The sequence below is a fragment of the Pseudomonas sp. FW305-7 genome (assembly GCF_058786735.1).
The window spans coordinates 1,524-25,181 of the sequence record NZ_JBYSZA010000047.1 but is presented as its reverse complement, the minus strand read 5'-3'; the positions used below and the strand labels follow the sequence as shown (position 1 = coordinate 25,181).

Below are 23,658 nucleotides of genomic sequence, written 5' to 3'. Positions count from 1 at the left end.
CGATAGCGGTGTGTCAGACCAGAATTATTTGAATGACACACCGCTATCGCGAGCAGGCTCACTCCTACAGGGATCCGGTGCAGATTCAATTCCCCGGCCGATGCGTTAAACTCCCGCCCATTGCTGTCTGGAGTTTCTTATGCGCGAAGAGTTGAACCAAGGCCTGATCGACTTTCTCAAGGCCTCCCCTACCCCGTTCCACGCCACTGCCAGCCTTGTTCAACGTCTGGAGGCCGCCGGTTTCGTGCGCCTCGACGAGCGCGAGCCATGGACCACCGAGCCTAACGGCCGCTATTACGTCACCCGTAACGACTCCTCGATCGTCGCGATCAAAATGGGCCGCACTTCGCCACTGCACGGCGGTATCCGCCTGGTGGGCGCGCACACCGACAGCCCGTGCCTGCGGGTCAAGCCGCAACCGGAGCTGCAGCGTCAGGGCTTCTGGCAACTGGGCGTCGAAGTCTACGGCGGTGCGCTGTTGGCCCCGTGGTTCGACCGCGATCTTTCGCTGGCCGGCCGCGTGACCTTCCGCCGCGACGGCAAGGTCGAAAGCCAGTTGATCGACTTCAAGGCGCCGATCGCGATCATTCCGAACCTGGCCATTCACCTCAACCGTGAAGCCAATCAAGGCTGGGCAATCAACGCGCAGACCGAACTGCCGCCGATTCTCGCGCAATTTGCCGGTGACGAGCGCGTCGACTTCCGCGCCGTACTCACCGATCAACTGGCCCGCGAACATGGCTTGAACGCCGACGTCGTGCTCGATTACGAGCTGAGTTTCTACGACACGCAAAGTGCTGCAGTGATTGGCCTGAACGGCGACTTCATCGCTGGCGCGCGTCTCGACAACCTGTTGTCGTGCTACGCCGGCCTGCAAGCCTTACTCACTGCCGAGACCGACGAAACCTGCGTGCTGGTGTGCAACGATCACGAAGAAGTCGGCTCCTGCTCGGCCTGCGGTGCCGACGGCCCGATGCTCGAACAGACCCTGCGCCGCCTGCTGCCGGAAGGTGACGAGTTCGTCCGCACCATCCAGAAATCCCTGCTGATTTCGGCCGACAACGCCCACGGCGTACACCCGAACTATGCCGAGAAACACGACGCCAACCACGGCCCGAAACTCAATGCCGGTCCGGTGATCAAGGTCAACAGCAACCAGCGCTACGCCACCAACAGCGAAACCGCCGGGTTCTTCCGTCATCTGTGCATGGCCGAAGAAGTGCCGGTGCAAAGCTTCGTGGTACGCAGTGACATGGGCTGCGGCTCGACCATCGGCCCGATCACCGCCAGCCATCTGGGTGTGCGCACCGTCGATATCGGTCTGCCGACCTTCGCCATGCACTCGATTCGCGAGTTGTGCGGCAGCCATGACCTGGCGCACCTGGTGAAAGTGCTGAGCGCGTTCTACGCCTGCCGCGAATTGCCGTAAGCAGTATTTGTGGCGAGGGAGCTTGCTCCCGCCGGGTTGCGAAGCGGCCCCAAAACCTGAGCACGCGTAGAGTCAGCATGATCGTGTGCTCAGAATTTACGACGGCAGCGCCGCCGAGCGGGAGCAAGCTCCCTCGCCACAACATCGAGCAAAGAGCGGTTCATTGCTGACACACATCACCACCCGCGTCAGAAACCGACCTAGACTTGAATCATCCCTCCCGACAAGGCAGTCACCATGATCTCGATGTCCTCCTTCCACGCCATGCTCATTCCGATCCTGTGCGGAATGATCCTGCTGGCCATCGGCTTCAACTTCCGCGACAAGAACGCCGGGGTGTTCGCCATGTGGATCGGCATGCTGATGATCCTCGCCACCGTGGTCTACAAGATCCTCGCCAAACTCAACGAATAAATCCGCGCCCGGCTCGCATTGAATCAGGCGGGCTCGTACACTCCAGCGAATCCGCCCCTTGCGAGGTTGACCGCCTAGTGTTTGCTCGTCTGTTTGCTCTACCCTGCCTGTTCCTCATCTGCCTGATGACGCTGCTGCCCGTGGCGCCTGCCCACGCGGTCGGTCTGCCGGGCCTGCTCAACACCACCAAGACGCAGCCCGAAGCCCAGGAACCGCTGGGGCAATCCCTCGATGAAGTCATCAAGTCGCTGGAAAACGACAAGCAACGTGCGCAGTTGCTGACCGATCTGAAAAAGCTGCGCGACGCCACGAAAAAGGCCCAGGCCTCACCGGAAGAAGGCGTTCTCGGCCTGATCGGCGGCACGCTGGCCAGTTTCGAAAAACAATTCTCCGGCGCCGACAGCCCGCTCAATCGCTGGTCCAACGAGTTCGATCTGGCCAAAGATGAGCTGAAAGCCATGCTGCTCCCGGCCAGTGAATGGCTGCCGATCATCTTCGGCTTCGCGGTGATTCTGATGGTCTGGAGCCTGCTCGCCGCCGCGCTGATCTGGCTCGGCCACCGGGTGCGCATGCGCTTTGGTCTCACCGAAGAACTGCCGCAACACCCCAAGGCTCTCGATATGCTGCGCTTCGCCTTGCGCAAACTCGGGCCGTGGCTGATCGCCTTGGTGATAACCGTTTACATGAGCTACGCCCTTCCCTCGTCACTGGGCAAAAGCCTGGCGATGGTGCTGGCCTATGCGCTGGTGGTCGGCACCTGTTTCTCGGCGATCTGCGTGATCGCATTCTCCCTGCTCGACGGCCCGCACCGCCATCGCGCGCTCTATATCCTGCGCCATCAGGCGTTCCGACCGTTGTGGCTGATCGGTAGCTTCGCCGCTTTTGGTGAAGCGCTGAACGACCCGCGTCTGATCGAGAGCCTCGGCGTGCACTTGGCACACACGGCGGCGACTGTCGCCAATGTCCTCGCCGCGCTGTCAACCGGGCTGTTCATCCTGCGTTTCCGCCGGCCGATCGCGCACCTGATCCGCAATCAGCCGCTATCCCGGCGTCTGACCCGCCGCGCCCTCAGCGACACCATCGAAATCCTCGGGACCTTCTGGTACGTGCCGGCGCTGGTACTGGTCGGCATTTCGCTGTTCGCCACGTTTGTTTCCGCCGGCGACACCAGCACCGCGCTGCGCCAGTCGCTGATCTGCACCGTGCTGCTGGTGTTGTGCATGGTGATCAATGGATTGGTACGCCGGCATTCGCTCAAACCGCAACGCGGAGCGAAACGCCACGCGCTCTACTCCGAGCGCCTGAAAAGCTTCTTTTACACACTCGCGCACCTGCTGGTGTGGCTGGTGTTCATCGAACTCGGCCTGCGGGTGTGGGGCCAGTCGCTGATCGGTTTTGCCGAAGGCGAAGGGCATGACGTCAGCGTCAAACTGTTCAGCCTGATCGGCACACTGATCTTCTCCTGGCTGATCTGGATCCTCGCCGACACCGCTGTGCATCACGCCCTCACCCGCTCGCGCAAAGGCCTGGCCAACGCACGCGCGCAGACGATGATGCCGCTGATCCGCAACGTGCTGTTCGTGGCGATTTTCATCATTGCGCTGATCGTCGCCCTGGCGAACATGGGCATGAACGTCACGCCACTGCTGGCCGGTGCCGGTGTCATCGGTCTGGCGATCGGTTTCGGCGCGCAGTCACTGGTCGCGGACCTGATCACCGGCCTGTTCATCATCATCGAAGACTCGCTGGCCATCGATGATTACGTCGACGTCGGCGGCCACCTCGGCACCGTCGAAGGCCTGACCATTCGTACCGTGCGCCTGCGCGACATCGACGGCATCGTCCACACGATCCCGTTCAGCGAAATCAAAAGCATCAAGAACTACTCGCGGGAATTCGGCTACGCGATCTTCCGCGTAGCTGTGCCATACAACATGGAAATCGACGACGCGATCAAACTGATGCGCGAAGTCGGCCAGAAGATGCGCACCGATCCACTGCAACGGCGCAACATCTGGTCGCCGCTGGAGATTCAGGGTGTCGAGAGTTTCGAGTCCGGCAGCGCGATTCTGCGCGCCCGCTTCAAGACCGCGCCGATCAAACAATGGGAAGTTTCCCGGGCCTTCAACCTGTCGCTCAAACGGCATCTGGACGAGGCAGGGCTGGATCTGGCGACGCCGAGAATGAGTGTGCAAGTGATCACTGCCGGTGGTGGCCAGCCGAAGGAATAGCACTTAGGCAGGACGTTCGGGTCACAGGCAGGGAAGCCAGAAAAACAATAACCATGGAGAAACCCGATGCAGCTGACAAGCATTGCCCAAGCCCTTCTGCTCACTCTGATCGCCAGTAACGCCGTCGCGGCGACAATGGACAGCACCCGCGAACAGATCGCCGCGCAAGCCAAACAGCTTGAACCCGAACTGCTGGAAACCCGCCGCGACATCCACGCCCACCCGGAACTCGGCAACAGCGAAAAACGCACGTCGGAACTGGTCGCCAAACAACTGAAAGCCATGGGCCTGGAAGTCAAAACCGGCGTCGCCCGCACCGGCGTGGTCGCCGTCCTCAAAGGCGCCCTGCCCGGCCCGACCGTAGCCCTGCGCGCCGACATGGACGCCCTGCCGGTCAAGGAAGTTTCCGACCTGCCGTTCGCCTCGAAAGCCAAAGGCACCTACCTCGACAAAGAGGTAGATGTCATGCACGCCTGCGGCCACGACGCCCACACCGCCATCCTGCTCAGCACGGCAAAAATCCTCAGCGGCATGCGCGACACCCTGCCCGGCACCGTGGTGTTCTATTTCCAGCCCGCCGAAGAAGGCCCTAGCGACTTCATCCCCGACGGCAAAAACACCTGGGGCGCGAAAATGATGGTCGAAGAAGGCGTAATGAAATCACCCAAACCCGACGCTGTCTTCGGCCTGCACGTCTGGGCCGGCATCCCCGCCGGCCAGATCGCCTACCGCCCCGGCGCCACCCTCGCCAGCTCCGACGACCTGCGCATCAAAATCCTCGGCAAACAAACCCACGCCGGCCGTCCCTGGGACGGCATCGACCCGATCACCGTCGGCGCCCAAACCATCGTCGGCCTGCAAACCGTGGTCAGCCGTCGTACCGACATCTCGTCTTACCCCTCAGTGGTCAGCATCGGCACCATCAACGGCGGCACCCGCTACAACATCATTCCCGAATCCGTCGACATGACCGGCACCATCCGCTCTTACGACTACGGCATTCGCCAGAAACTGCATGCGGACGTGCGCCAGACCGTCGAGAAAATCGCCGAGAGCGGCGGCGCGAAAGCTGATGTCACCATCATCGAAAAATACGACCCCACGATTAACAACCCGGCCCTGACCGAAAAAATGCTGCCGACGTTGAAGTGGGCAGCCAAGGATGATGTGGTGAATGCACCGCTGGTGGGGGGCGCGGAAGACTTTTCGTTCTATGCCAAGGAAGTGCCGGGGTTGTTTGTGTTTCTGGGCGTGACGCCACGGGATCAGGACATGAGCAAGGCAGCACCGAATCATAATCCGGGGTTCTTTGTGGATGAGTCGGCGTTGGTGGTGGGCGTGAGGACATTGGCGTCGCTGGCGACGGATTTTTTGTATGCCAATGCGGGGGCGGGTAAGTAGAGAGGGGGTGACTGTGGGAGTGCCTTCGCGAGCAAGCTCGCTCCCACATTTGGACCGTGTGCAGTCTGCCAGAAATTGGTCGGCTCTCAGGCCGCCATCGCGAGCAGGCTCACTCCTACAAGGGATCGAGTACATCCGCAAGAAACAGGTCGGCTGTCAGGCCGCCATCGCTGGCAAGCCAGCTCCCACAAGAAAATGAGTACACCCGAAACGCGGCGCATGCCGCCCCACTCAACACAATGAGCGTTAGCTCGAGTACCGCTTTTGATCTAGAGCGCCCATCGGCAGGCTGAGCGGAGGGATTGATCCGGGGGTGGGAGCGCAGCGACCGCTTGGCGAAGCCAAGCACATCGAGAGGAGGTGCAGCGCAGCAAACCGGAGGCGATGCCCCCCCGGATCAATCCCGCAGCGAAGGAACCCGAGCCACAGCGAGGGCCGAACGTCAGGGCACAGACCTTTGGTTACTTTGGGGCGTTTGCCAAAGTGACCCGCCGTAAGGGCGGAACCCTAATCAGCAACACCCGAAGCAACGGATATGCCCCCAAAAACGATCAAACCACATCAACCCCAACGTGAATCGCATCATGCCGCCAAAACTCCAGATCACAATCAATCAACCGCTCATGCTGATCATAATTGACCCGAGCAATCCGCAACCCCGGACTCCCCACCGACACCCGTAAAGCCGCCGCCGCATCCACCGACAACGACGTAGGCACAATCTCAAAGCGCACCCGCCCGTAGTGCAAATCGTAATGCCGCGCATACAACTCGGTAATCGACTGATTCAAATCAAAATCCAGAATTCCCGGAAAAAACTGCGGATTCAGATAATGCTCCACATAAAGCACCAGCCGCCCATCAATCCGCCGCGACCGACAAATCTGAATCACACTCGACAGTGCCGGCAACTGCAGCCAGGCACAGACCGCCGCCGACGCCGGTTGCAGTCGAGCCGAAATCACCTCGGTCGACGGGACCCGCCCCTGCGCACTGACCATCGCGTGAAAGTGACTGCGCTGCATCAAGTTATAAGCCAGACGCGGCGGCGAAACGAACCAGCCCCGCCGCTCCTCACGATAAATCTGCCCTTGCGCCTCCAGTTGCAACAACGCCTCGCGCACAGTAATCCGCGTCGTGCCGAACAACTCACTGAGCTTGCGCTCGGCCGGCAACTTGCTGCCGGGCGCCAATAGCCCGTGGTCAAGTTGCTCCTGCAACACCTGGCCAATCGCTGTCACCGCTTTTGTTGCCTCATCGCGCATCAACGTTACCTATCTGGACTAGACCAGCACTGTTTCGGGGCAAAACCGCACGGCGATCTCACCGCATTCGTGTGTTGCAAGCCTAGGCAGTGCAGATGACCGAGAGATGACAAACCTGCTGAACGGTCGGCTAAACGACTTGCAATACATCGGCCAAGTCCCTTGCTCTCCGGGGCTTTGAGCATGGTCTACGCTTAGCGGGCAGCCGTCGAAACCGGGCAAATAAAAGGCTTGTCCGGCGACCGCCGACATCAAAGTGTCATCCAGCCCCCTTAAATTGGCTCAGGTATTGCTGACCTAGACCAACACAAACCGCAATCGCAGCGTTGAACACGACCAAGGAGCTTCGGAATGAAACAGCTTTTCCTGGCAACACTGTTAGGCTCGACCATTGCAATGTGCACCTCCGCCATGGCGGCAGGCACCGATCTGAAAACCCTCGAAGCCGCTGCGAAAGCGGAAGGCGCCGTCAACAGTGTCGGCATGCCCGATGACTGGGCCAACTGGAAAGGCACCTGGGAAGACCTGGCCAAGACCTATGGCCTGAAACACATCGACACCGACATGAGCTCGGCTCAGGAAATCGCCAAGTTCGCTGCCGAAAAAGACAACGCCAGCGCCGACATCGGCGACGTCGGTGCAGCCTTCGGCCCGATCGCGGTCAAGCAAGGCGTGGTGCAGCCGTACAAGCCAAGCACCTGGGATCAAGTCCCGGACTGGGCCAAGGACAAGGACGGCAACTGGGCGCTGGCCTACACCGGTACCATCGCCTTCATCGTCAACAAAAAACTGCTGCACGGTTCCGAGGTACCGACCAAATGGGCTGACCTCAAGGGCGGCAAATACAAGGTCTCCATTGGTGACGTGAGCACCGCCGCACAAGCCGCCAACGGTGTACTCGCCGCTGCACTGGCCAACGGTGGCGACGAGAAAAACATCCAGCCTGCGCTGCTGCTGTTCGCCGACATCGCCAAGCAAGGTCGCCTGTCGATGGCCAACCCGACCATCGCCACCATGGAAAAAGGCGAGATCGAAGTCGGTGTGGTCTGGGACTTCAACGGCCTGAGCTACAAGGCCAAGATGGCCAACCCGGATGACTACGTGGTGCTGATTCCGTCCGACGGTTCGGTGATTTCCGGCTACACCACGATCATCAACAAATACGCGAAAAACCCTAACGCCGCCAAGCTGACCCGCGAATACATCTTCAGCGACGCCGGCCAGACCAACCTCGCCCGCGGCAACGCCCGTCCGATCCGCGCCGAGCACCTGCAACTGCCGGAAGACGTGAAAGCCAAGCTGCTGCCGAACGAGCAGTACAAAAAGGTCACGCCGATCAAAGACGCCGATGCGTGGGAAAAAACTTCCAAGGCCCTGCCGCAGAAGTGGAACGAAGAAGTCATCGTAGAGATGAAGTAACCCTGTAGATCCCCAATGGGTCTGACGCAAAACCCTGTGGGAGCGGGCTTGCCCGCGATGGCAATTTCAAATTCAACACATCGGTTGAATGACATGACGCCATCGCGGGCAAGCCCGCTCCCACAGGATCCGTGTCGATTTCGAGTTTTCCGATTTATTGTTTCGCGGAGTTTTTGCCCCTATGAAGCACAACGTCATCCTTGTCGTGCTCGACGGCCTCAACTATGAAGTCGCGCGTCACGCCATGGGGCATCTGCAGGCTTACGTTGGCGCAGGACGCGCCGCGCTCTACCAGTTGGAGTGCGAGTTGCCGGCCCTGTCCCGACCGCTTTACGAATGCATCCTCACCGGCGTGCCGCCGATTGACAGCGGCATCGTCCACAACAACGTCTCGCGCCTGTCCAACCAGCGCAGCATCTATCACTACGCGCGCGACGCTGGGCTGAAAACCGCCGCTGCCGCGTATCACTGGGTCAGCGAGTTGTACAACCGCTCGCCGTTCGTGGCCGCCCGCGACCGTCACACCGACGATCCGACGCTGCCGATCCAGCACGGCCATTTCTACTGGCAGGATCATTACCCGGATTCGCACCTGTTCGCCGACGCGGAACACCTGCGCCTGCGCCACGCGCCGGACTTCCTGCTGATCCACCCGATGAACATCGACGACGCCGGCCACAAGCACGGCCTCGACACCGCGCAATACCGCAACAGCGCACGTTTTGCCGACATTTATCTCGCCGACTATGTACAGGGCTGGCTCGACGCCGGTTATCAGGTGCTGGTGACTGCCGACCACGGCATGAACAACGACCGCTCGCACAACGGCCTGCTTCCCGAAGAACGTCAGGTGCCGTTGTTCGTCCTCGGTGACGCCTTCAGCCTCGACGCAAACGCCACACCGAAACAGACGGAAATTTGCGGCACGGTCTGCGAACTGCTCGGCGTACCCCACGACAAACCTGTGTGCCGGGAGTTGCTCAAGTGAATGCCATGACTCGCGGCAAATGGCTGGCGGCCCTGTGTCTGGTGCCCTTCGCCCTGTTCTTTATCGTCTTCGAAATCGCTCCGCTGATCTGGGTGATGATCAACAGCCTGCAATCGGAGGAATTCGGTTGGGGACTGGAAAACTTCACCAGGATCTTTAGCTCGAAGTTCTATCTGCAAGCGATCCAGTACAGCCTGGAGATCAGTTTCTGGTCGAGCGTGTTCGGCATCATCATCGCCGTGCTCGGTGCGTATTCGCTGCGCCGGGTCGACTCCAAACTGCGCAATTTCGTCAATGCCTTCGCCAACATGACCAGCAACTTTGCCGGCGTGCCTTTGGCCTTCGCGTTCATCATCCTGCTCGGTTTCAACGGCAGCTTCACCATCATGCTCAAGCAGGCCGGGATCATTCAGGACTTCAACCTGTACTCGAAAACCGGCCTGATCATTCTCTACACCTACTTCCAGATTCCCCTCGGCGTGCTGCTGCTCTACCCCGCCTTCGATGCCTTGCGTGAAGACTGGCGCGAGTCCGCAGCGCTGCTCGGCGCCAATGGCTGGCAGTTCTGGCGACACATCGGCCTGCCGGTGTTGACCCCGGCATTGCTCGGCACCTTCGTGATCCTGCTGGCCAACGCCCTCGGCGCCTACGCCACGGTGTACGCGCTGACCACCGGCAACTTCAACGTGCTACCGATCCGCATTGCGGCAATGGTCTCCGGGGATATTTCCCTCGATCCGAATCTGGCCAGTGCGCTGGCCGTGGTACTGGTGGCGCTGATGACCATCGTGACGGTTGTGCATCAACTGCTGTTGAAGAGGAGCTACCATGTCTCGCGCTGAATCCGGCCCGGCCGGTGTCTACCACCGCGTCGTGGTCTACCTGCTGTTCGCCATCCTCCTGTTGCCACTGGCCGGCACGCTGGTCTATTCGATCGCCAGCAGTTGGTCGGCGACCATTCTGCCCAGCGGCTTCACCTTCAAGTGGTACATCCAGTTGTGGAGCGACCCGCGCTTTCTCCACGCCTTTGGCCAGTCGCTGCTCGTTTGCGTCGGCGCGCTGGTGCTGTCGGTGGTGCTGATCCTGCCGCTGCTGTTCGTGGTGCATTACCACTTCCCGAAACTCGATGCGCTGATGAACATCCTGATCCTGCTGCCCTTCGCGGTGCCACCAGTGGTGTCGTCGGTGGGCCTGTTGCAACTGTATGGTTCCGGGCCGATGGCGATGGTCGGTACGCCTTGGATTCTGATCGGTTGCTACTTCACCGTGGCGCTACCGTTCATGTACCGGGCGATCACCAACAACCTGCAAGCGATCAACCTGCGCGACCTGATGGACGCCGCGCAACTGCTCGGCGCCAGCACCTTTCAAGCGGCGTTTCTGGTGGTGCTGCCGAATTTACGTAAAGGCCTGATGGTCGCGCTGCTGCTGTCGTTCTCGTTCCTGTTCGGTGAGTTCGTCTTCGCCAACATCCTCGTCGGCACCCGCTACGAAACCCTGCAGGTTTACCTGAACAACATGCGCAATAGCAGCGGGCATTTCACCAGTGCGCTGGTCATCTCGTATTTCTTTTTCGTGCTGGTCCTGACCTGGATCGCCAACATCTTGAACAAGGACAAAAGCGAATGAGCTATGTCAGCGTCCAACATCTGCAGAAAAACTACGCGGGCACCACGGTGTTCAGCGACATCAACTGCGAAATCAACAAGGGCGAATTCGTCACCCTGCTCGGCCCGTCCGGCTGTGGCAAATCCACCCTGCTGCGCTGCATCGCCGGCCTGACGCCGGTCGATGGCGGCAAGATCCTGCTCGACGGTGTCGACATCGTGCCGTTGAGTCCGCAGAAACGCGGCATTGGCATGGTGTTCCAGAGCTATGCACTGTTCCCGAACATGACCGTGGAACAGAACGTCGCCTTCGGTTTGCGCATGCAAAAGGTCAACGCCGACGACAGCCAAAAGCGCGTTGCCGAAGTGTTGAAACTGGTTGAACTGAACGACTTCGCCAGCCGCTATCCGCATCAACTTTCTGGCGGCCAATGCCAACGCGTTGCCCTCGCCCGCTCGCTGGTCACTCGCCCGCGTTTGCTACTGCTGGATGAACCGCTGTCAGCACTGGATGCACGAATCCGCAAACACCTGCGTGAACAGATCCGTCAGATCCAGCGCGAACTCGGCCTGACCACAATCTTCGTCACCCACGATCAGGAAGAAGCATTGACCATGTCCGACCGGATCTTCCTGATGAATCAGGGGAAGATCGTGCAAAGTGGCGATGCCGAAACCCTGTACACCGCGCCGGTCGACGTGTTCGCCGCCGGCTTCATCGGCAACTACAACCTGCTCGATGCCGACGACGCGTCGAAGCTGTTGCAGCGCCCGATCAGTCACCGCATTGCCATTCGCCCGGAAGCCATCGAACTGAGCCTCAACGGCGAACTCGACGCACAGATCCGCAGCCACAGCCTGCTCGGCAACGTTATCCGTTATCGCGTCGAAGCGCGCGGCGTGGAACTGGTGGTGGATGTGCTCAACCGCTCGGCCGCCGATCTGCATCCCGACGGTCAGCGCCTGGCACTTTCCATCGATCCGACGGCCCTGTGTGAGGTAGCCTGATGACTTTGCTGACGTTGAAGAGAGAACTGCACTGATGGCCCTGGCAATTTTTGATCTGGACGAAACCCTGATCCACGGCGACTGCGCCACCCTCTGGAGCGAGCAGATGGGGCGCCTGGGCTGGGTCGATCCCGAGTCGTTCATGCGCAAGAACAATGAGCTGATGGACGCCTACAGCCATGGCAAATTGCGCATGGAAGACTACATGGAGTTCAGCCTCGAACCCTTGATCGGCCGCACGCCGCAAGAGGTCGAGCACCTTGTCGGCCCGTGGGTCGAAGACTTCATCGAGCCGATCATCTTCAGCGACGCGACCAAAACCATCGCCGCCCACCGCAAGGCCGGCGACCGGATTCTGGTGATCTCGGCGTCGGGTACACATCTGGTCAAACCGATTGCCGATCGCCTGGGCATCGACGAGGTGCTGGGCATCGAACTGGAAGTCGCGCATGGCGTGTACAGCGGCCACACCGTGGGCACCCTGACCTATCGCGAAGGCAAGATTACCCGGTTGCTGGAATGGCTGGATGCCGAGGAAGAAAACCTGGAAGGCGCGAGTTTCTATTCCGACTCGCGCAATGATCTGCCGTTGTTGCTGAAGGTGGATTTCCCGCATGTGGTGAATCCGGATCCGGTGCTGCTTGAGCACGCCGAGAAGTCCGGCTGGCCAATTCATCTCTGGAAATAACGGAGATCAAATGTAGGAGTGAGCCTGCTCGCGATGGCGATCTGTCAGCCAACATCAATGCTGACTGACAGACCGCCATCGCGAGCAGGCTCACTCCTACAGGGTTTGCGTTCTCAGCTCAGGCTGTCGTCAATCACCAACACCAGTTTCCCCGAAACCGTATTGCTCGCCAGCTCGGCAAACGCCGCCTCGGCGTCTTTCACCGCAAAAGCCTTGGCCAACTGCGGACTCAACCGTCCTTCGGCAAACAACGGCCACACATGCTGGCTCAGATCACTGAACAGATCGGCCTTGAACTGATCGTCACGACTGCGCAGCGTCGAACCCAGCAATTGCACACGCTTGGCCAGCACCTGCGCCAGATCCAGCTTGGCCTCGCGGCCGCCCATCAAACCGATCAACACCCAACGTCCATCCAGCGCCATCAGCTTGAGATTGAGCGGCGAATAACTGCCACCGACCGGATCGAGAATCACATCAAACGGCCCGAAGTCGCGCAGGCTTTCCAGGTCATCGGTACGCACCACCCCGCCCTGGGCTCCCAGCGCTTCACAGTAAGCCAAACGCTCGGTTGACCCGACGCTGACCCAACATGGGTTGCCGAACGCCTTGCACAACTGAATGGCGGCTGAACCGATTCCACTTGCCCCGGCGTGCAGGAGAACTTTCTCACCGGGTTTGAGTGCCGCAAGTTGAAACACATTCAGCCAGACTGTTGCGTAAACCTCGGGTAATGCCGCCGCTTCGATCAGCGATACACCTTCGGGCACCGGCAGCACGTGCCGTCCGTCGACCACCACCTCTTCGGCCATGCCGCCCCCGGCCAGCAAGGCGCAGACCCGGTCGCCCACCTGCCACGAACTGCCAGCACCGACCTCGCTGATCACCCCGGAACACTCAAGACCGAGCACTTGGCTGGCGCCGGGCGGGGGCGGATAAAGCCCTGCCTTCTGTAATAAATCAGCGCGATTGAGGCCGGCTGCCGCCACTCGAATGCGGACTTGTCCTACATCACACGTAGGACTCGGCTCTTCAACCCATGCCACTTGACCTTCCACGCCTTGCAATGCCTTCACAGTGCCTCCATAGTGAGTCTGGACTGAGCCCGAAGCTGTAGCGCCGGGCTTTTTGCATTATGCGACCGGCTCTCGTAGAACCGGCGACTTCAAAGACGGCCTAATATGCGTTATCAATTGTCCCCGCGTCGAATCAGCATGAAGCATTTGCTCCCCAGCACCGCCCTCGCTCTTTTTATCGGTATCGGCCTGTTGCCGGTGTCGGGCACCACATTCGCAGCCAACAGCTGGGACAAGTTGCAGCCTGATCGCGATGAAGTCATCGCCAGCCTGAACGTCGTCGAGTTGCTCAAGCGTCACCACTACAGCAAGCCGCCACTCGACGATGCGCGCTCGGTGATCATCTACGACAGCTACCTCAAGCTGCTGGACCCGTCGCGCAGCTACTTCATGGCCAGCGACATCGCCGAATTCGACAAGTGGAAAACCCAGTTTGACGACTTTCTCAAAAGCGGCGACCTCAACGCCGGGTTCACCATCTACAAGCGCTATCTGGACCGCGTCAAGGCGCGTCTGGACTTCGCCCTTGCCGAGCTGAACAAAGGCGTCGACAAGATGGACTTCACCACCAGGGAAACCTTGCTGATCGATCGCAAGGACGCTCCTTGGCTCAAATCCACCGCTGAACTCGACGACCTATGGCGCAAACGCGTCAAGGACGAAGTGCTGCGGATGAAGATCGCCGGCAAAGAGCCGAAGCAGATCCAGGAAACCCTGACCAAGCGTTACAAGAACCAGTTGTCGCGCCTCGACCAGACCCGTCCGGAAGACATCTTCCAGGCGTACATCAACACCTTCGCCATGTCTTACGATCCGCACACCAACTATCTGTCGCCGGATAACGCGGAAAACTTCGACATCAACATGAGCCTGTCCCTCGAGGGCATCGGCGCCGTGTTGCAGAGCGACAACGACCAGGTGAAAGTCGTGCGTCTGGTGCCGGCAGGCCCGGCTGACAAGACCAAGCAAGTCGCTCCGGCCGACAAGATCATCGGTGTTGCCCAAGGCAACAAAGAGATGGTCGACGTGGTTGGCTGGCGTCTGGACGAAGTGGTCAAGCTGATCCGTGGTCCGAAGGGTACCGTCGTACGTCTGGAAGTGATTCCGGCGAGCAACGCGCCGAACGACCAGACCACCAAGATCGTGCCGATCACCCGTGAAGCGGTGAAGCTCGAAGACCAGGCCGTGAAGAAGTCCATCCTCAACCTGAAACAGGACGGCAAGGACTACAAACTCGGCGTCATCGAGATCCCGGCCTTCTACCTCGACTTCAAGGCGTTCCGTGCCGGTGATCCGGACTACAAGAGCACCACCCGCGACGTCAAGAAACTGCTGACCGAACTGCAGAAAGACAAGGTCGACGGCGTGGTCATCGACCTGCGCAACAATGGCGGCGGCTCCTTGCAGGAAGCCACCGAACTGACCAGCCTGTTCATCGACAAGGGCCCGACCGTCCTCGTGCGTAACGCCGATGGCCGTGTCGATGTGCTGGAAGATGAAAACCCGGGTGCGTTCTACAAAGGCCCGATGGCGCTGCTGGTCAACCGCCTGTCTGCCTCGGCTTCGGAGATCTTCGCCGGCGCCATGCAGGACTATCACCGCGCGCTGATCATCGGTGGCCAGACCTTCGGTAAAGGCACCGTGCAGACCATTCAGCCGCTGAACCATGGCGAACTGAAACTGACCCTGGCCAAGTTCTACCGGGTCTCCGGTCAGAGCACCCAGCATCAGGGCGTCCTGCCGGACATCGACTACCCGTCGCTGATCGACACCAAGGAAATCGGCGAGAGTGCCCTGCCGGAAGCCATGCCGTGGGACACCATCCGCGCGGCGATCAAACCGGCAGCCGATCCGTTCAAACCGTTCCTGGCCCAGCTCAAGTCCGAGCACGACACGCGCACCGCCAAGGATGCCGAGTTCGTCTTCATCCGTGACAAGCTGGCGCTGGCGCAAAAACTGATGGAAGAAAAAACCGTCAGCCTCAACGAGGCCGATCGTCGTGCCCAGCACGCCGACATCGACGCCAAACAGCTGACGATGGAAAACATACGTCGCAAGGCCAAAGGCGAAGAGCCGCTCAAAGAGCTGAAGAAAGAAGACGAAGACGCCCTCGCCGCCGCCGAGCCGGACAAGGTCAAACCAGAAGACGATGCCTACTTGAGCGAAACCGGGCGCGTGCTGCTGGATTACCTGAAGTTGAGCAACCAGGTGGCCAAGAAGTAAAGTGATGGCAATTTAATGCTGACGATCCCCGGATCGTCATCAAACAGTCATCATTCTGTCGTGCAATAAAGGACTGGGAGCCACTCTCTTCATCGAGAGCGCTCCCAGTCCTTTTTTTATCGCCAGAGATTGCCATGACCACGACCGAACAGCTGAGTGCCTTGAGCTCGATCCTGACTCAAAGCGGATTACACAGCCTGTTCCAGCCAATCATCTGTCTCTCCGAACGACGCATCCTCGGTTACGAAGCCCTCACCCGTGGCCCGTCCAATAGCCCTCTTCATTCACCCATCGCATTGTTCGCCGTAGCGCGTCAGGCCGGCCGTTTGAGTGAACTGGAAATCGCCTGCCGGCAGAGCGCTTGTCGCCGTTTCAACGAGCAGCAACTGCCGGGGAAGCTGTTTCTCAACGTCTCGCCGGAGTCCTTGCTCGAAGCTGCGCACCAACCGGGGCGTACGTTGCAATTGCTGCAGGACTTCGGCATTCCGCCGAGCCAGGTAGTCATCGAACTGACCGAACAGACGCCGATCGACGACTTCCAATTGCTGCAAACTGCACTGCATCACTATCGAGCCATGGGCTTCTCGATTGCGCTGGATGACCTCGGTGCCGGGTATTCCAGCCTGCGCCTGTGGTCGGAACTGCGTCCGGATTACGTGAAGATCGACCGGCACTTCATCGACGGCATTCATCAGGATGCGTTGAAGCGGGAGTTTGTTGGATCGATCCTGCAAATCGCCAAGGCCTCGCGGGCGCAAGTCATTGCCGAAGGTATCGAATTGCCGGAAGAGTTGGCGGTGCTGACCGAGATGGGTGTCGATCTGGTACAGGGTTACCTGCTCGGCCGACCGCAAGAACATCCGCCCCGCGACGCCCGGGCCTTGATGCCGAAACACGACAGCAGCGCGGTAGCACTGAACGATGAAGGCAGCGACCTCAGCGCCCTGCTCAATGACCAACCCGCCGTGCATCGCGACACGCCGACCGCCACTGTGCTGGAAGCCTTCCGCCGCCAGGCCAACCTCAACTCACTGGCCGTCCTCGACGAACAAGGCCAGCCATGCGGCATCGTTCACCGCCACTCCCTATCGGATGCCCTGCTCAAACCCTTCGCCACCGACCTGTTCGCCCGCAAACCCATCAGCCGCTTGATGAACGACGACTTCCTCGCCGTGGAAATGAGCCAGTCGCTACAGCAGGTCAGCCGCCTGATCACCAGCCGCGCCCGCCAGCGCATCGAAGAAGACTTCATCATCACCCTCAACGGCAGCTACCTCGGCCTCGGGCGCGTGATCGACGTACTCAAACTGATCACCGAACTGAAAATCCAGCAGGCCCGTTATGCCAACCCACTGACCCTGCTACCGGGCAACGTGCCCATTCAGCAATGCCTGACCCGCCTGTTGCAACAGGGCCGCGAATCGATCATCTGCTACGTCGACATCGACAGCTTCAAACCCTTCAACGACATCTACGGCTACGGCCGCGGCGACGAAGTCCTGCTGTGCCTGGCGCAATGCCTCAACGAACGCGTCGACCCGTCGCGCGACTTCGTCGGCCACATCGGCGGCGATGACTTCCTACTCGTTCTCGGCCCCGAGGACTGGCGCAAACGCCTCAACCAGTTGCTTGATGACTTCCAAAGCCAATGCCGCCGCTTTTACCGCCCCGAACATCTTGAAGCAGGTTGCTTCATTGCGCCGAATCGCCAAGGGGTGCGGCAGGAATTTCCGCTGCTGTCACTGTCTATCGGCGTCGTCCACCTGCATCCCGAAGCCTGCGCACAACTCGACGCAAGCCAACTGGCGGAGATGGCTTCGCAAGCGAAGCATCATGCGAAGAATGTTCCGGGGTATAGCGTGCATTTGCTTGATAGCCTCACTGCCCCTGAACTGCATAAACCGCAACTAATCGGCCAACGCTGATGCCCCAAACACCAAAAATTCCTTTGGGAGCGGGCTTGCCCGCGAAGGGGGCTGTTCAAACAGCCTTTATATCGCTACTGACAATTTTTTGAAAACCGCCTCGAGAATCATCAAACAGTTTCAAATCAAATCGCGCTGTGCAATCAAGATAGAAGTCACTCACAAGACTGACCTCGTCATGTCGAAAATCCATTACTTGCTTATAAAATGACGTTATAGCCGGATCATTGGAGTTACTCATAGAATTAATCACTTCACACTTTTCGTACACCCTCACTGCATCTACCACCACGTTCTCAAAATATACCTCGCGATTTTCAAGACCAAGAAATCTGGAAAAATGAAAAGGCAAACTTCGACCCGACCTAAAGACATTACAAAGACTAAGAACTAGAAGACTTGCAAAATACAAACGCTCCCTGCAATCTGGATTTGAGATTAACTCCAGTAAACCTGCGTCTCCGCATTCGCCGAAAATATTCTGTTCCACTGCCTCAGGATCCTCACGGTACTGGTCACCAAACAGCTCAGCATCTGACTCTCCGCGAGTCCATCGCTTAAAATCGTCGAATGACCACCTACCCTCAATGACCTCAATGTCCTCAATGACCTCAATGACCTCAATGACCTCAATGACCTCAATCATCAAGCTTTATCATCCTTTAAATGTTCATGCTGATATCTCGCTAAGCATTCAAGTAAAACCTGCATGAATTGGCGCTGATCCTCTACATCGTCATCGAAGTATGTTGTGATTTTTGTGAAGATCGCATCAAAATTATCATCAATTTCCAAATAGTATATTAACGTTTCGATACACCACTCGCGCTCACGCTCACTATAAGAAAGAAACTCAGGCTTCATAAGAATATCAAAAAGCTCAGCAAGCTCCTCTTTATCATTAACATCCTTTGAAACAATGATTTTTTCACGTGCGTCGTCGTGAGTATTATCTATATCAAATAGAAAAAGCAGACTACGCAAGACAAAATATTCAGGCTTACGTTTCATGGCATAAATTCCGCATAAGAAGTTATCGGCTTACCTGCTCTATCAAGGATTACTATTGCATGTGTTTGTTGCCCATAATCTACGCCCCCTCTCTTATAGCCCTCACCAATAATTTTGCCCATATTCATCGGCTCCCTCGACGCCATTTGCCCATTTCTCCTAAAAATAAGTTGCGCACGATGTATGGCATTCAGTTGGTCTCGATAACTAAAAAAATGAGTGGCCGCACTCGGTATCTTGGGCTGTCCTGCTCTTCTACCGTTGGTGTAGACCTCAATGTTTCCAGTAGTTGGGTTTCGTCCTGTAATTGAACGTTCCCGCTGAGAAGCCAGCGTAGTCTGTTTGCCATGTTTCTCTAAGAAGTGTGCGTCTCTCGTGTTTTTTTCCATTTCATCCAAACGTCGATAAGCATTCGCCTCCGCCAACTCATCAATCCTCGCCCGCCGCTCCTGCGCCGTCATCTTCGGCAGCGCTGGCTCACCGTCATCAACCTTACCTCCGGGCACCTCACAACCCGGCTTATTCGGCGGCGGGCAGTTGGACGTCAACCCCAACGGATCCACCCACCCCGTCGGGTTCGGCACGTACTGGTACTGATTCAACCCACCGGCCAACTTGATCGGATCCGGCGTCAGATACCGTCCCAACCTCGGGTCGTAATACCGATGGCGGTTGTAGTGCAGCCCGCTTTCCCCATCGAAATACTGCCCTTGGAAGCGCAGTGGCTGGTCCAGGTATTCCTCGCCGGCCAAGGTGATCGCGGCGACTTTGCCGTAGGCGTCGTATTGCGCCGACCAGACGATTTCGCCGCTGTAGTCGGTGAGTTCCTGCGGGGTGCCGAGATGGTCGAGTTGGTAGTAGAACGGGCAGGCGCGTTTCGGGCCTTTGCCGTCGAGCAGCGCGAGCGGGCGGAAGGTGCCGGGTTCGTAGACGTAGCTGCGGTGGTGGGTCTTGCTGCTTTCGGCGACGAGGTGGTCGCCTTGCCAGAAGAACTCGGTGGTGGTGCCGTCGACGGTCTTGCTGATGCGCCGGCCGAAGGCGTCGTATTGGTAGGACGCGGTTTTGCCGTCGGGGCGGGTCAGGCCGATGAGGCGATGCTGGCAGTCGTAGCTGTATTCGGTGACGAGTTTCTGCGCGGTGCCGCGGCGTTCGCGGATCAGGTTGCCGAAGGCGTCGTAGTCGTAGTGGCGATCGCCCTGCAGCAGCAAGCGGTTGCCCTTGATCTGTGTCGGGCCGGGACGGTCCTGCATCAGCAGGTTGCCAGCCGGATCGTGGGCGAAGGATTCCGGCAGTTCGTCGCGTGAGTGACGCACGCGGATCAGGCGGTCGAGGGCGTCGTAGCCGTAGGTGCGCTGGCCGTGGCGGGTGTCGGCGATGTGCTCCAGGTTGCCGTTGGCGCTGTAGGCATAATCGCGGCGGTACAGCGAAGCGTGCTCATGGCCTACGGCGTGGGCGAGCAAGCGGCCCTGATCGTCGTAGGCATATTTGCTGAGCAGCAGGCCTTGTTTGCGCTGTTGTTCACGACCGGACTCATAGCGATGCGAAGTCAGGGGCGCGCCGTTGAGGTGGATTGCGGTGAGCGCGCCGCCCTTGGCGTAGTGGTAGTCGAGCTTGCTGTTGTCCGGCAGACGCTGGCGTTTGAGCTGGCCGCAGGCGTCGTAGCTGTAACGCAAGGTGCCCCAGCCCTGATGCTCGGTGATCAGCCGATCCTGCAGGTCGTATTCAAAGGCCAGCGGGTGCTTCTGGCCGTCGTCGACGCCGGTCAGTCGGCCGAGTCGGTCGTAGCGGTATTCGACCTTGACCCCGTCCGGCAAGGTCTTGATCAGCAGGCGCCCGGCGGCATCGCGCTCGTAAGCGGTGAGCAAAACAGAGCCGTCGTCGCCAAACTCGGTCTTTTCCAGCAGGTGGCCATTGAGGTCGTAGGCGTAGGCCGTGCGCTGGCCGTCGAAGCCGGTTTCCTGTCGGATCAGTCCGGTCGGCGTGTAGTCCAGTTGGTACTTTTCGCCGGACTCGTTTTCGATCTCGGTGAGCAACAGCTGCGCATGGTCGTAGCGATACTGCACGCGCGTGCCGTCGGGGTTGATCTTGCGCGAGACCAGGTGCAGGTCATCGTCATACTCGTAGCGGGTGATGCGCCCGAGTTCGTCGCGTTCGGCGGTGACCTGACCATAAGCGCCGTAGCTGTAGGCACGGGTGGAACCTCTAGGAGATGTCGTCTGGATCAGTCGGCCGACGGCGTCCCAGTGCTGCCGCGTGATCGCGCCGTGTTCATCAACAGTGGTCGTCCGCCGCCCCAGCGCGTCGTAGGAAAAACGCCGCACGCCGCCATCGGGCAGGGTTTCTTCCGTCAATTGACCGAGCGTGTTCCAGACGAAAACATGCCGACTGGTGTCCGGATAACGGATCGACAACAACTGCCCGCGAGCGTCGTAGTGGTAATGGCTGACCTGCCCGTCGGGATCGACCGCTTCGGTGACATCGCCCTGGGCATTGCGCCGGTAGGTCCACACCGCTTCGCCACGGCAGCGGCTGTGCAGGAAACCGTTGCGGTACTCGTAGGACGTCGGCTCATCGTCCGGCGGAAGCAGCGCGATCAGCCGTCCGACGTCGTCGTAGCGGTATTCGGTAACGGCGCCTAAAGGATCCTGCTCGGCGATCAAACGTCCCGCGTCGTCGTAAGCCTTGAGGTGCTCGCCGCCGTCGGCTTCGACCTTGCGCACCAGGCGTGCACGGTCGTCGTGGACGTAGGTTTCTTCGGTGCCATCGACGTAATGCACCGCCACGCTGCCGTCGTCGTCCCAGACGTAACGGGTGTCCATCTGCGAGAACGAGGCCCAGTGCCGCACGCAGCGGGCAGCCTTGCCAGCGCGCTCCCACTCCCAGAAGAAGCTCGCGCCACCGGTCAACTGGCGCTGCAGAATGACGTGCTGATCGTCGTAGTCGTAACGCTCGCTGTCGCCGACGGCGTTACGCGCTTCGATCAGGTGCTGATAGGCGTCATAGCCGTAACTGACGAGGGTCTGCTCGGTGTGCCAAGGCTCAGCAAGATTCTGCGTCGGATCAAAGCGCTGGTAATCCACCGCAACCAGATGAGCCCGATCGTAGCGCAACAACAACGCCCGCCCAGCCCCGTTATCCAGCCGCTGAACACGATCCTGACGATCCCGACTAATACGCAGACGGTTGCCATACCCATCACTGACCGCCGCCAGCCTTCCAGCCCGAAAGTGATAAAACCGCGCCGCGTCCCCCGCCAGCGCGAGGATCAACTCCTCCGGCTCATCCCCGAGGAAAATCGCCGCCCGCGACAAACTGTTGTGAATCGCCGGCCGCTCGACACCCGGCAACGGAAACCGCGTACGGCGGTTCTCATGGTCAACCCAGACCACAAAATCGCCATCAAACTCCAGCCGATGGGCCAGCGAGTGACTCCAGCCAAACCCTAGCCCGACATCAATCTCGGCGGCACTGGTGCGATACAAACGGGTGAACTCGAACGGCAGCACCCCATCCAGCACGCCATCGGTCAGGGTCAGCAGTTCCTCGCCAGTGACCATCGACACCGGGCAGCCGTTGGTGCACGTACCTGGCACACAATCGGCGCTGTCACCGTTGGGGTTTTTCGCCTGATCCGGCGCGTCGTCGTGGTGTTCGTTTTTCTTCAGCAAAGCGTTGCGCTTGGCATTCCAGCGCAATTGCATCCGGCCTTTTTTCACACTGGCCGCAATCCCGCGCGCGGCGACGGTCTTGTATTTATCAACGTACTTGATGAAGCCACTGACGATGCCGAACAACGCCTTCACCAACCGCATCACCGCCGACAGCAGTTGAACCGCGCGATCCGCCATACGCAGCGTCAGATAAGCGATGCCCGCGCCGCCACTGGCAAACGTCAGAACAACGGCAATCAGCACATCAATCAACAATTGCACGATGACCAGCGACACCGCTTCAGCGGTTTTGCCGAAGACCTCACTGGGCGGCAGCATCTCCAGCCAAAGGCTGGCCGTACGCAACAGCAAACACAGCGCGGCCTCGTCACTGACCAGCAACTGCAGCTTTTCCATGAGCTCGGGAGCGTTCGCAGCCAGATCGATCAGATCCGCCGCGCCACTGCCCAATCGCTCCACAAAAGCGCCCGGATCCTTGAGAATGTCCGACAGCATCCCAATGCTGTCCCACACCCCTTCGATCGCCGCCCAACTGCCGGCGAGCATGCCGTTGCCCGCCGCCGTCGCCACCGACTGCGACCACTGCGGCTTGAATCCCTGCCACTCGCTGCGCAACCAATCATCCAGCTCAACGGTCAGGCCATCGTAGGATTCGAAAAGATCTTCAACTTGTTTCGGGGTGACAGCGCTGTGCACATGCACCCGATAGAACTTGCCCTCTTCGCCGCGAAATTCGCCCTGGCCTTGGGCATCAAGGGTCACGGGTACTGTTTTGCCACCATCTACCGCCACGACATCAACCACGATGTTGCCCAGCGGGATGTCATAGACCGATTCGAACTTGCTCTCGATCTGCATCAATCCGCCCTTCGGGCACTGGACGACGCGGGAGAAAAACTGGTCGTCGCTACTGCTGACGGCGCTAGTGTTTTCACCGAAGCGGATCAACCGCTCCATGCCCATCAGCGACGGCAGATCGGCGGCGTGGCTGACGGTATCGGCTGTACGGCTGGCCCAATGTTTGAGCTGTTCGCGGTAGAGGCTGAGGGTGTCGGGGAAGCTGTCGAGCTCTTGCTCGATACGGGTGATGGCTTCCATCAACGTACGCTGGCGTACGGAGTGGACTGAATGACCGGGTCGAGCATGAACGTTCCCTCGCGCAAAAATTAGGCGCGGGAACTGTGCGGGGGATCAATCAGGAAAGAAGTCAGGCAAGTAGGCAATGGATGTAGGACTAGTCTGTAAAACATCAAAAAAAATAAACAGACCGGCATAAACGCAAACGTGGCGTGAGGTTTCCCT

At 59.2% G+C, this 23,658-nt stretch carries 17 protein-coding genes; 12 read left to right on the top strand and 5 right to left on the bottom strand.

All coding sequences use genetic code 11. The features are described from left to right. The first annotated feature begins 139 nt into the window (after positions 1–139). The 4 genes from AC3WMT_RS29940 to AC3WMT_RS29925 all read left to right on the top strand — a co-directional run bounded on the left by AC3WMT_RS29940 (position 140) and on the right by AC3WMT_RS29925 (position 5,475). Positions 140–1,429 (top strand): M18 family aminopeptidase, encoded by a 1,290-nt coding sequence (locus AC3WMT_RS29940; RefSeq protein WP_103307240.1) that lies wholly within the window; start codon positions 140–142, stop codon positions 1,427–1,429. Between the two features lie 237 nt (positions 1,430–1,666). Next, positions 1,667–1,843 carry a hypothetical protein gene (locus AC3WMT_RS29935; RefSeq protein WP_177431475.1) on the top strand — a complete coding sequence of 59 codons (177 nt, stop codon included), beginning with the start codon at positions 1,667–1,669 and terminating at the stop codon, positions 1,841–1,843. A gap of 77 nt (positions 1,844–1,920) precedes the next feature. Continuing rightward, positions 1,921–4,074 (top strand): mechanosensitive ion channel family protein, encoded by a 2,154-nt coding sequence (locus tag AC3WMT_RS29930; protein WP_103307241.1) that lies wholly within the window; start codon positions 1,921–1,923, stop codon positions 4,072–4,074. Between the two features lie 66 nt (positions 4,075–4,140). Continuing rightward, positions 4,141–5,475 (top strand): amidohydrolase, encoded by a 1,335-nt coding sequence (locus tag AC3WMT_RS29925; protein WP_492578060.1) that lies wholly within the window; start codon positions 4,141–4,143, stop codon positions 5,473–5,475. A gap of 551 nt (positions 5,476–6,026) precedes the next feature. Here AC3WMT_RS29925 and AC3WMT_RS29920 read toward each other — a convergent pair. Continuing rightward, on the bottom strand, positions 6,027–6,740 hold the full coding sequence (locus tag AC3WMT_RS29920; RefSeq protein ID WP_103307243.1) for a UTRA domain-containing protein: 714 nt from the start codon (positions 6,738–6,740) through the stop codon (positions 6,027–6,029). Between the two features lie 351 nt (positions 6,741–7,091). Between AC3WMT_RS29920 and AC3WMT_RS29915 the strand changes: the two genes are divergently transcribed. From AC3WMT_RS29915 to AC3WMT_RS29890, 6 genes are all read left to right on the top strand, one after another. Next, positions 7,092–8,159: an ABC transporter substrate-binding protein gene (locus AC3WMT_RS29915; protein WP_103307244.1), complete on the top strand. Its 1,068-nt coding sequence runs from the start codon at positions 7,092–7,094 to the stop codon at positions 8,157–8,159. Between the two features lie 181 nt (positions 8,160–8,340). After that, positions 8,341–9,147, top strand: a complete 807-nt coding sequence (locus AC3WMT_RS29910; RefSeq protein ID WP_103307245.1) for an alkaline phosphatase family protein — start codon at positions 8,341–8,343, stop codon at positions 9,145–9,147. Positions 9,148–9,152: 5 nt separating this feature from the next. Then, positions 9,153–9,989: an ABC transporter permease gene (locus tag AC3WMT_RS29905; RefSeq protein ID WP_177431477.1), complete on the top strand. Its 837-nt coding sequence runs from the start codon at positions 9,153–9,155 to the stop codon at positions 9,987–9,989. Continuing rightward, on the top strand, positions 9,976–10,776 hold the full coding sequence (locus AC3WMT_RS29900; RefSeq protein WP_103307247.1) for an ABC transporter permease: 801 nt from the start codon (positions 9,976–9,978) through the stop codon (positions 10,774–10,776). Before AC3WMT_RS29905 ends, AC3WMT_RS29900 begins: the two co-directional genes overlap by 14 nt. Further along, on the top strand, positions 10,773–11,762 hold the full coding sequence (locus AC3WMT_RS29895) for an ABC transporter ATP-binding protein (RefSeq protein WP_103307248.1): 990 nt from the start codon (positions 10,773–10,775) through the stop codon (positions 11,760–11,762). The genes AC3WMT_RS29900 and AC3WMT_RS29895 overlap by 4 nt, the downstream gene beginning before the upstream one ends. 34 nt (positions 11,763–11,796) lie before the next feature. Beyond that, complete coding sequence (locus AC3WMT_RS29890) at positions 11,797–12,450, top strand: HAD family hydrolase (RefSeq protein WP_103307249.1); 654 nt, start codon at positions 11,797–11,799, stop codon at positions 12,448–12,450. A 113-nt stretch (positions 12,451–12,563) separates the two neighbouring features. Here AC3WMT_RS29890 and AC3WMT_RS29885 read toward each other — a convergent pair whose 3' ends face one another. Further along, positions 12,564–13,526, bottom strand: a complete 963-nt coding sequence (locus tag AC3WMT_RS29885) for a zinc-binding dehydrogenase (RefSeq protein WP_103307250.1) — start codon at positions 13,524–13,526, stop codon at positions 12,564–12,566. A 138-nt stretch (positions 13,527–13,664) separates the two neighbouring features. On the opposite strand from AC3WMT_RS29885, the gene AC3WMT_RS29880 reads away from it, so the two are divergent. Together AC3WMT_RS29880 and AC3WMT_RS29875 are read left to right on the top strand one after the other, a co-directional pair. Beyond that, entirely contained in the window at positions 13,665–15,749 is a 2,085-nt protein-coding gene (locus tag AC3WMT_RS29880) for a carboxy terminal-processing peptidase (RefSeq protein ID WP_177431476.1), read from the top strand. Between the two features lie 134 nt (positions 15,750–15,883). Continuing rightward, on the top strand, positions 15,884–17,674 hold the full coding sequence (locus AC3WMT_RS29875) for a bifunctional diguanylate cyclase/phosphodiesterase (RefSeq protein ID WP_103307252.1): 1,791 nt from the start codon (positions 15,884–15,886) through the stop codon (positions 17,672–17,674). A 55-nt stretch (positions 17,675–17,729) separates the two neighbouring features. Here AC3WMT_RS29875 and AC3WMT_RS29870 read toward each other — a convergent pair whose 3' ends face one another. From AC3WMT_RS29870 to AC3WMT_RS29860, 3 genes are read right to left on the bottom strand one after another with little or no spacing between them, the layout of a single operon-like run. Then, positions 17,730–18,320, bottom strand: coding sequence for a hypothetical protein (locus tag AC3WMT_RS29870; RefSeq protein ID WP_103307253.1), 591 nt, complete (start codon positions 18,318–18,320; stop codon positions 17,730–17,732). After that, on the bottom strand, positions 18,320–18,685 hold the full coding sequence (locus AC3WMT_RS29865; protein ID WP_103307254.1) for a hypothetical protein: 366 nt from the start codon (positions 18,683–18,685) through the stop codon (positions 18,320–18,322). The genes AC3WMT_RS29870 and AC3WMT_RS29865 overlap by 1 nt, the downstream gene beginning before the upstream one ends. Further along, positions 18,682–23,454: an RHS repeat-associated core domain-containing protein gene (locus AC3WMT_RS29860; protein WP_103307255.1), complete on the bottom strand. Its 4,773-nt coding sequence runs from the start codon at positions 23,452–23,454 to the stop codon at positions 18,682–18,684. The genes AC3WMT_RS29865 and AC3WMT_RS29860 overlap by 4 nt, the downstream gene beginning before the upstream one ends. Positions 23,455–23,658: the final 204 nt, after the last annotated feature.

What these genes read in the sequence shown, in the direction of transcription:
- AC3WMT_RS29865 (WP_103307254.1), bottom strand. Translation starts at nt 18,685, where the DNA reads ATGAAACGTAAGCCTGAATATTTTGTCTTGCGTAGTCTGCTTTTTCTA.
- AC3WMT_RS29870 (WP_103307253.1), bottom strand. Translation starts at nt 18,320, where the DNA reads ATGATTGAGGTCATTGAGGTCATTGAGGTCATTGAGGTCATTGAGGAC.
- AC3WMT_RS29905 (WP_177431477.1), top strand. Translation starts at nt 9,153, where the DNA reads ATGACTCGCGGCAAATGGCTGGCGGCCCTGTGTCTGGTGCCCTTCGCC.
- AC3WMT_RS29925 (WP_492578060.1), top strand. Translation starts at nt 4,141, where the DNA reads ATGCAGCTGACAAGCATTGCCCAAGCCCTTCTGCTCACTCTGATCGCC.
- AC3WMT_RS29910 (WP_103307245.1), top strand. Translation starts at nt 8,341, where the DNA reads ATGAAGCACAACGTCATCCTTGTCGTGCTCGACGGCCTCAACTATGAA.
- AC3WMT_RS29860 (WP_103307255.1), bottom strand. Translation starts at nt 23,454, where the DNA reads ATGGAAGCCATCACCCGTATCGAGCAAGAGCTCGACAGCTTCCCCGAC.
- AC3WMT_RS29940 (WP_103307240.1), top strand. Translation starts at nt 140, where the DNA reads ATGCGCGAAGAGTTGAACCAAGGCCTGATCGACTTTCTCAAGGCCTCC.
- AC3WMT_RS29895 (WP_103307248.1), top strand. Translation starts at nt 10,773, where the DNA reads ATGAGCTATGTCAGCGTCCAACATCTGCAGAAAAACTACGCGGGCACC.
- AC3WMT_RS29935 (WP_177431475.1), top strand. Translation starts at nt 1,667, where the DNA reads ATGATCTCGATGTCCTCCTTCCACGCCATGCTCATTCCGATCCTGTGC.
- AC3WMT_RS29890 (WP_103307249.1), top strand. Translation starts at nt 11,797, where the DNA reads ATGGCCCTGGCAATTTTTGATCTGGACGAAACCCTGATCCACGGCGAC.
- AC3WMT_RS29915 (WP_103307244.1), top strand. Translation starts at nt 7,092, where the DNA reads ATGAAACAGCTTTTCCTGGCAACACTGTTAGGCTCGACCATTGCAATG.
- AC3WMT_RS29880 (WP_177431476.1), top strand. Translation starts at nt 13,665, where the DNA reads ATGAAGCATTTGCTCCCCAGCACCGCCCTCGCTCTTTTTATCGGTATC.
- AC3WMT_RS29875 (WP_103307252.1), top strand. Translation starts at nt 15,884, where the DNA reads ATGACCACGACCGAACAGCTGAGTGCCTTGAGCTCGATCCTGACTCAA.
- AC3WMT_RS29900 (WP_103307247.1), top strand. Translation starts at nt 9,976, where the DNA reads ATGTCTCGCGCTGAATCCGGCCCGGCCGGTGTCTACCACCGCGTCGTG.
- AC3WMT_RS29920 (WP_103307243.1), bottom strand. Translation starts at nt 6,740, where the DNA reads ATGCGCGATGAGGCAACAAAAGCGGTGACAGCGATTGGCCAGGTGTTG.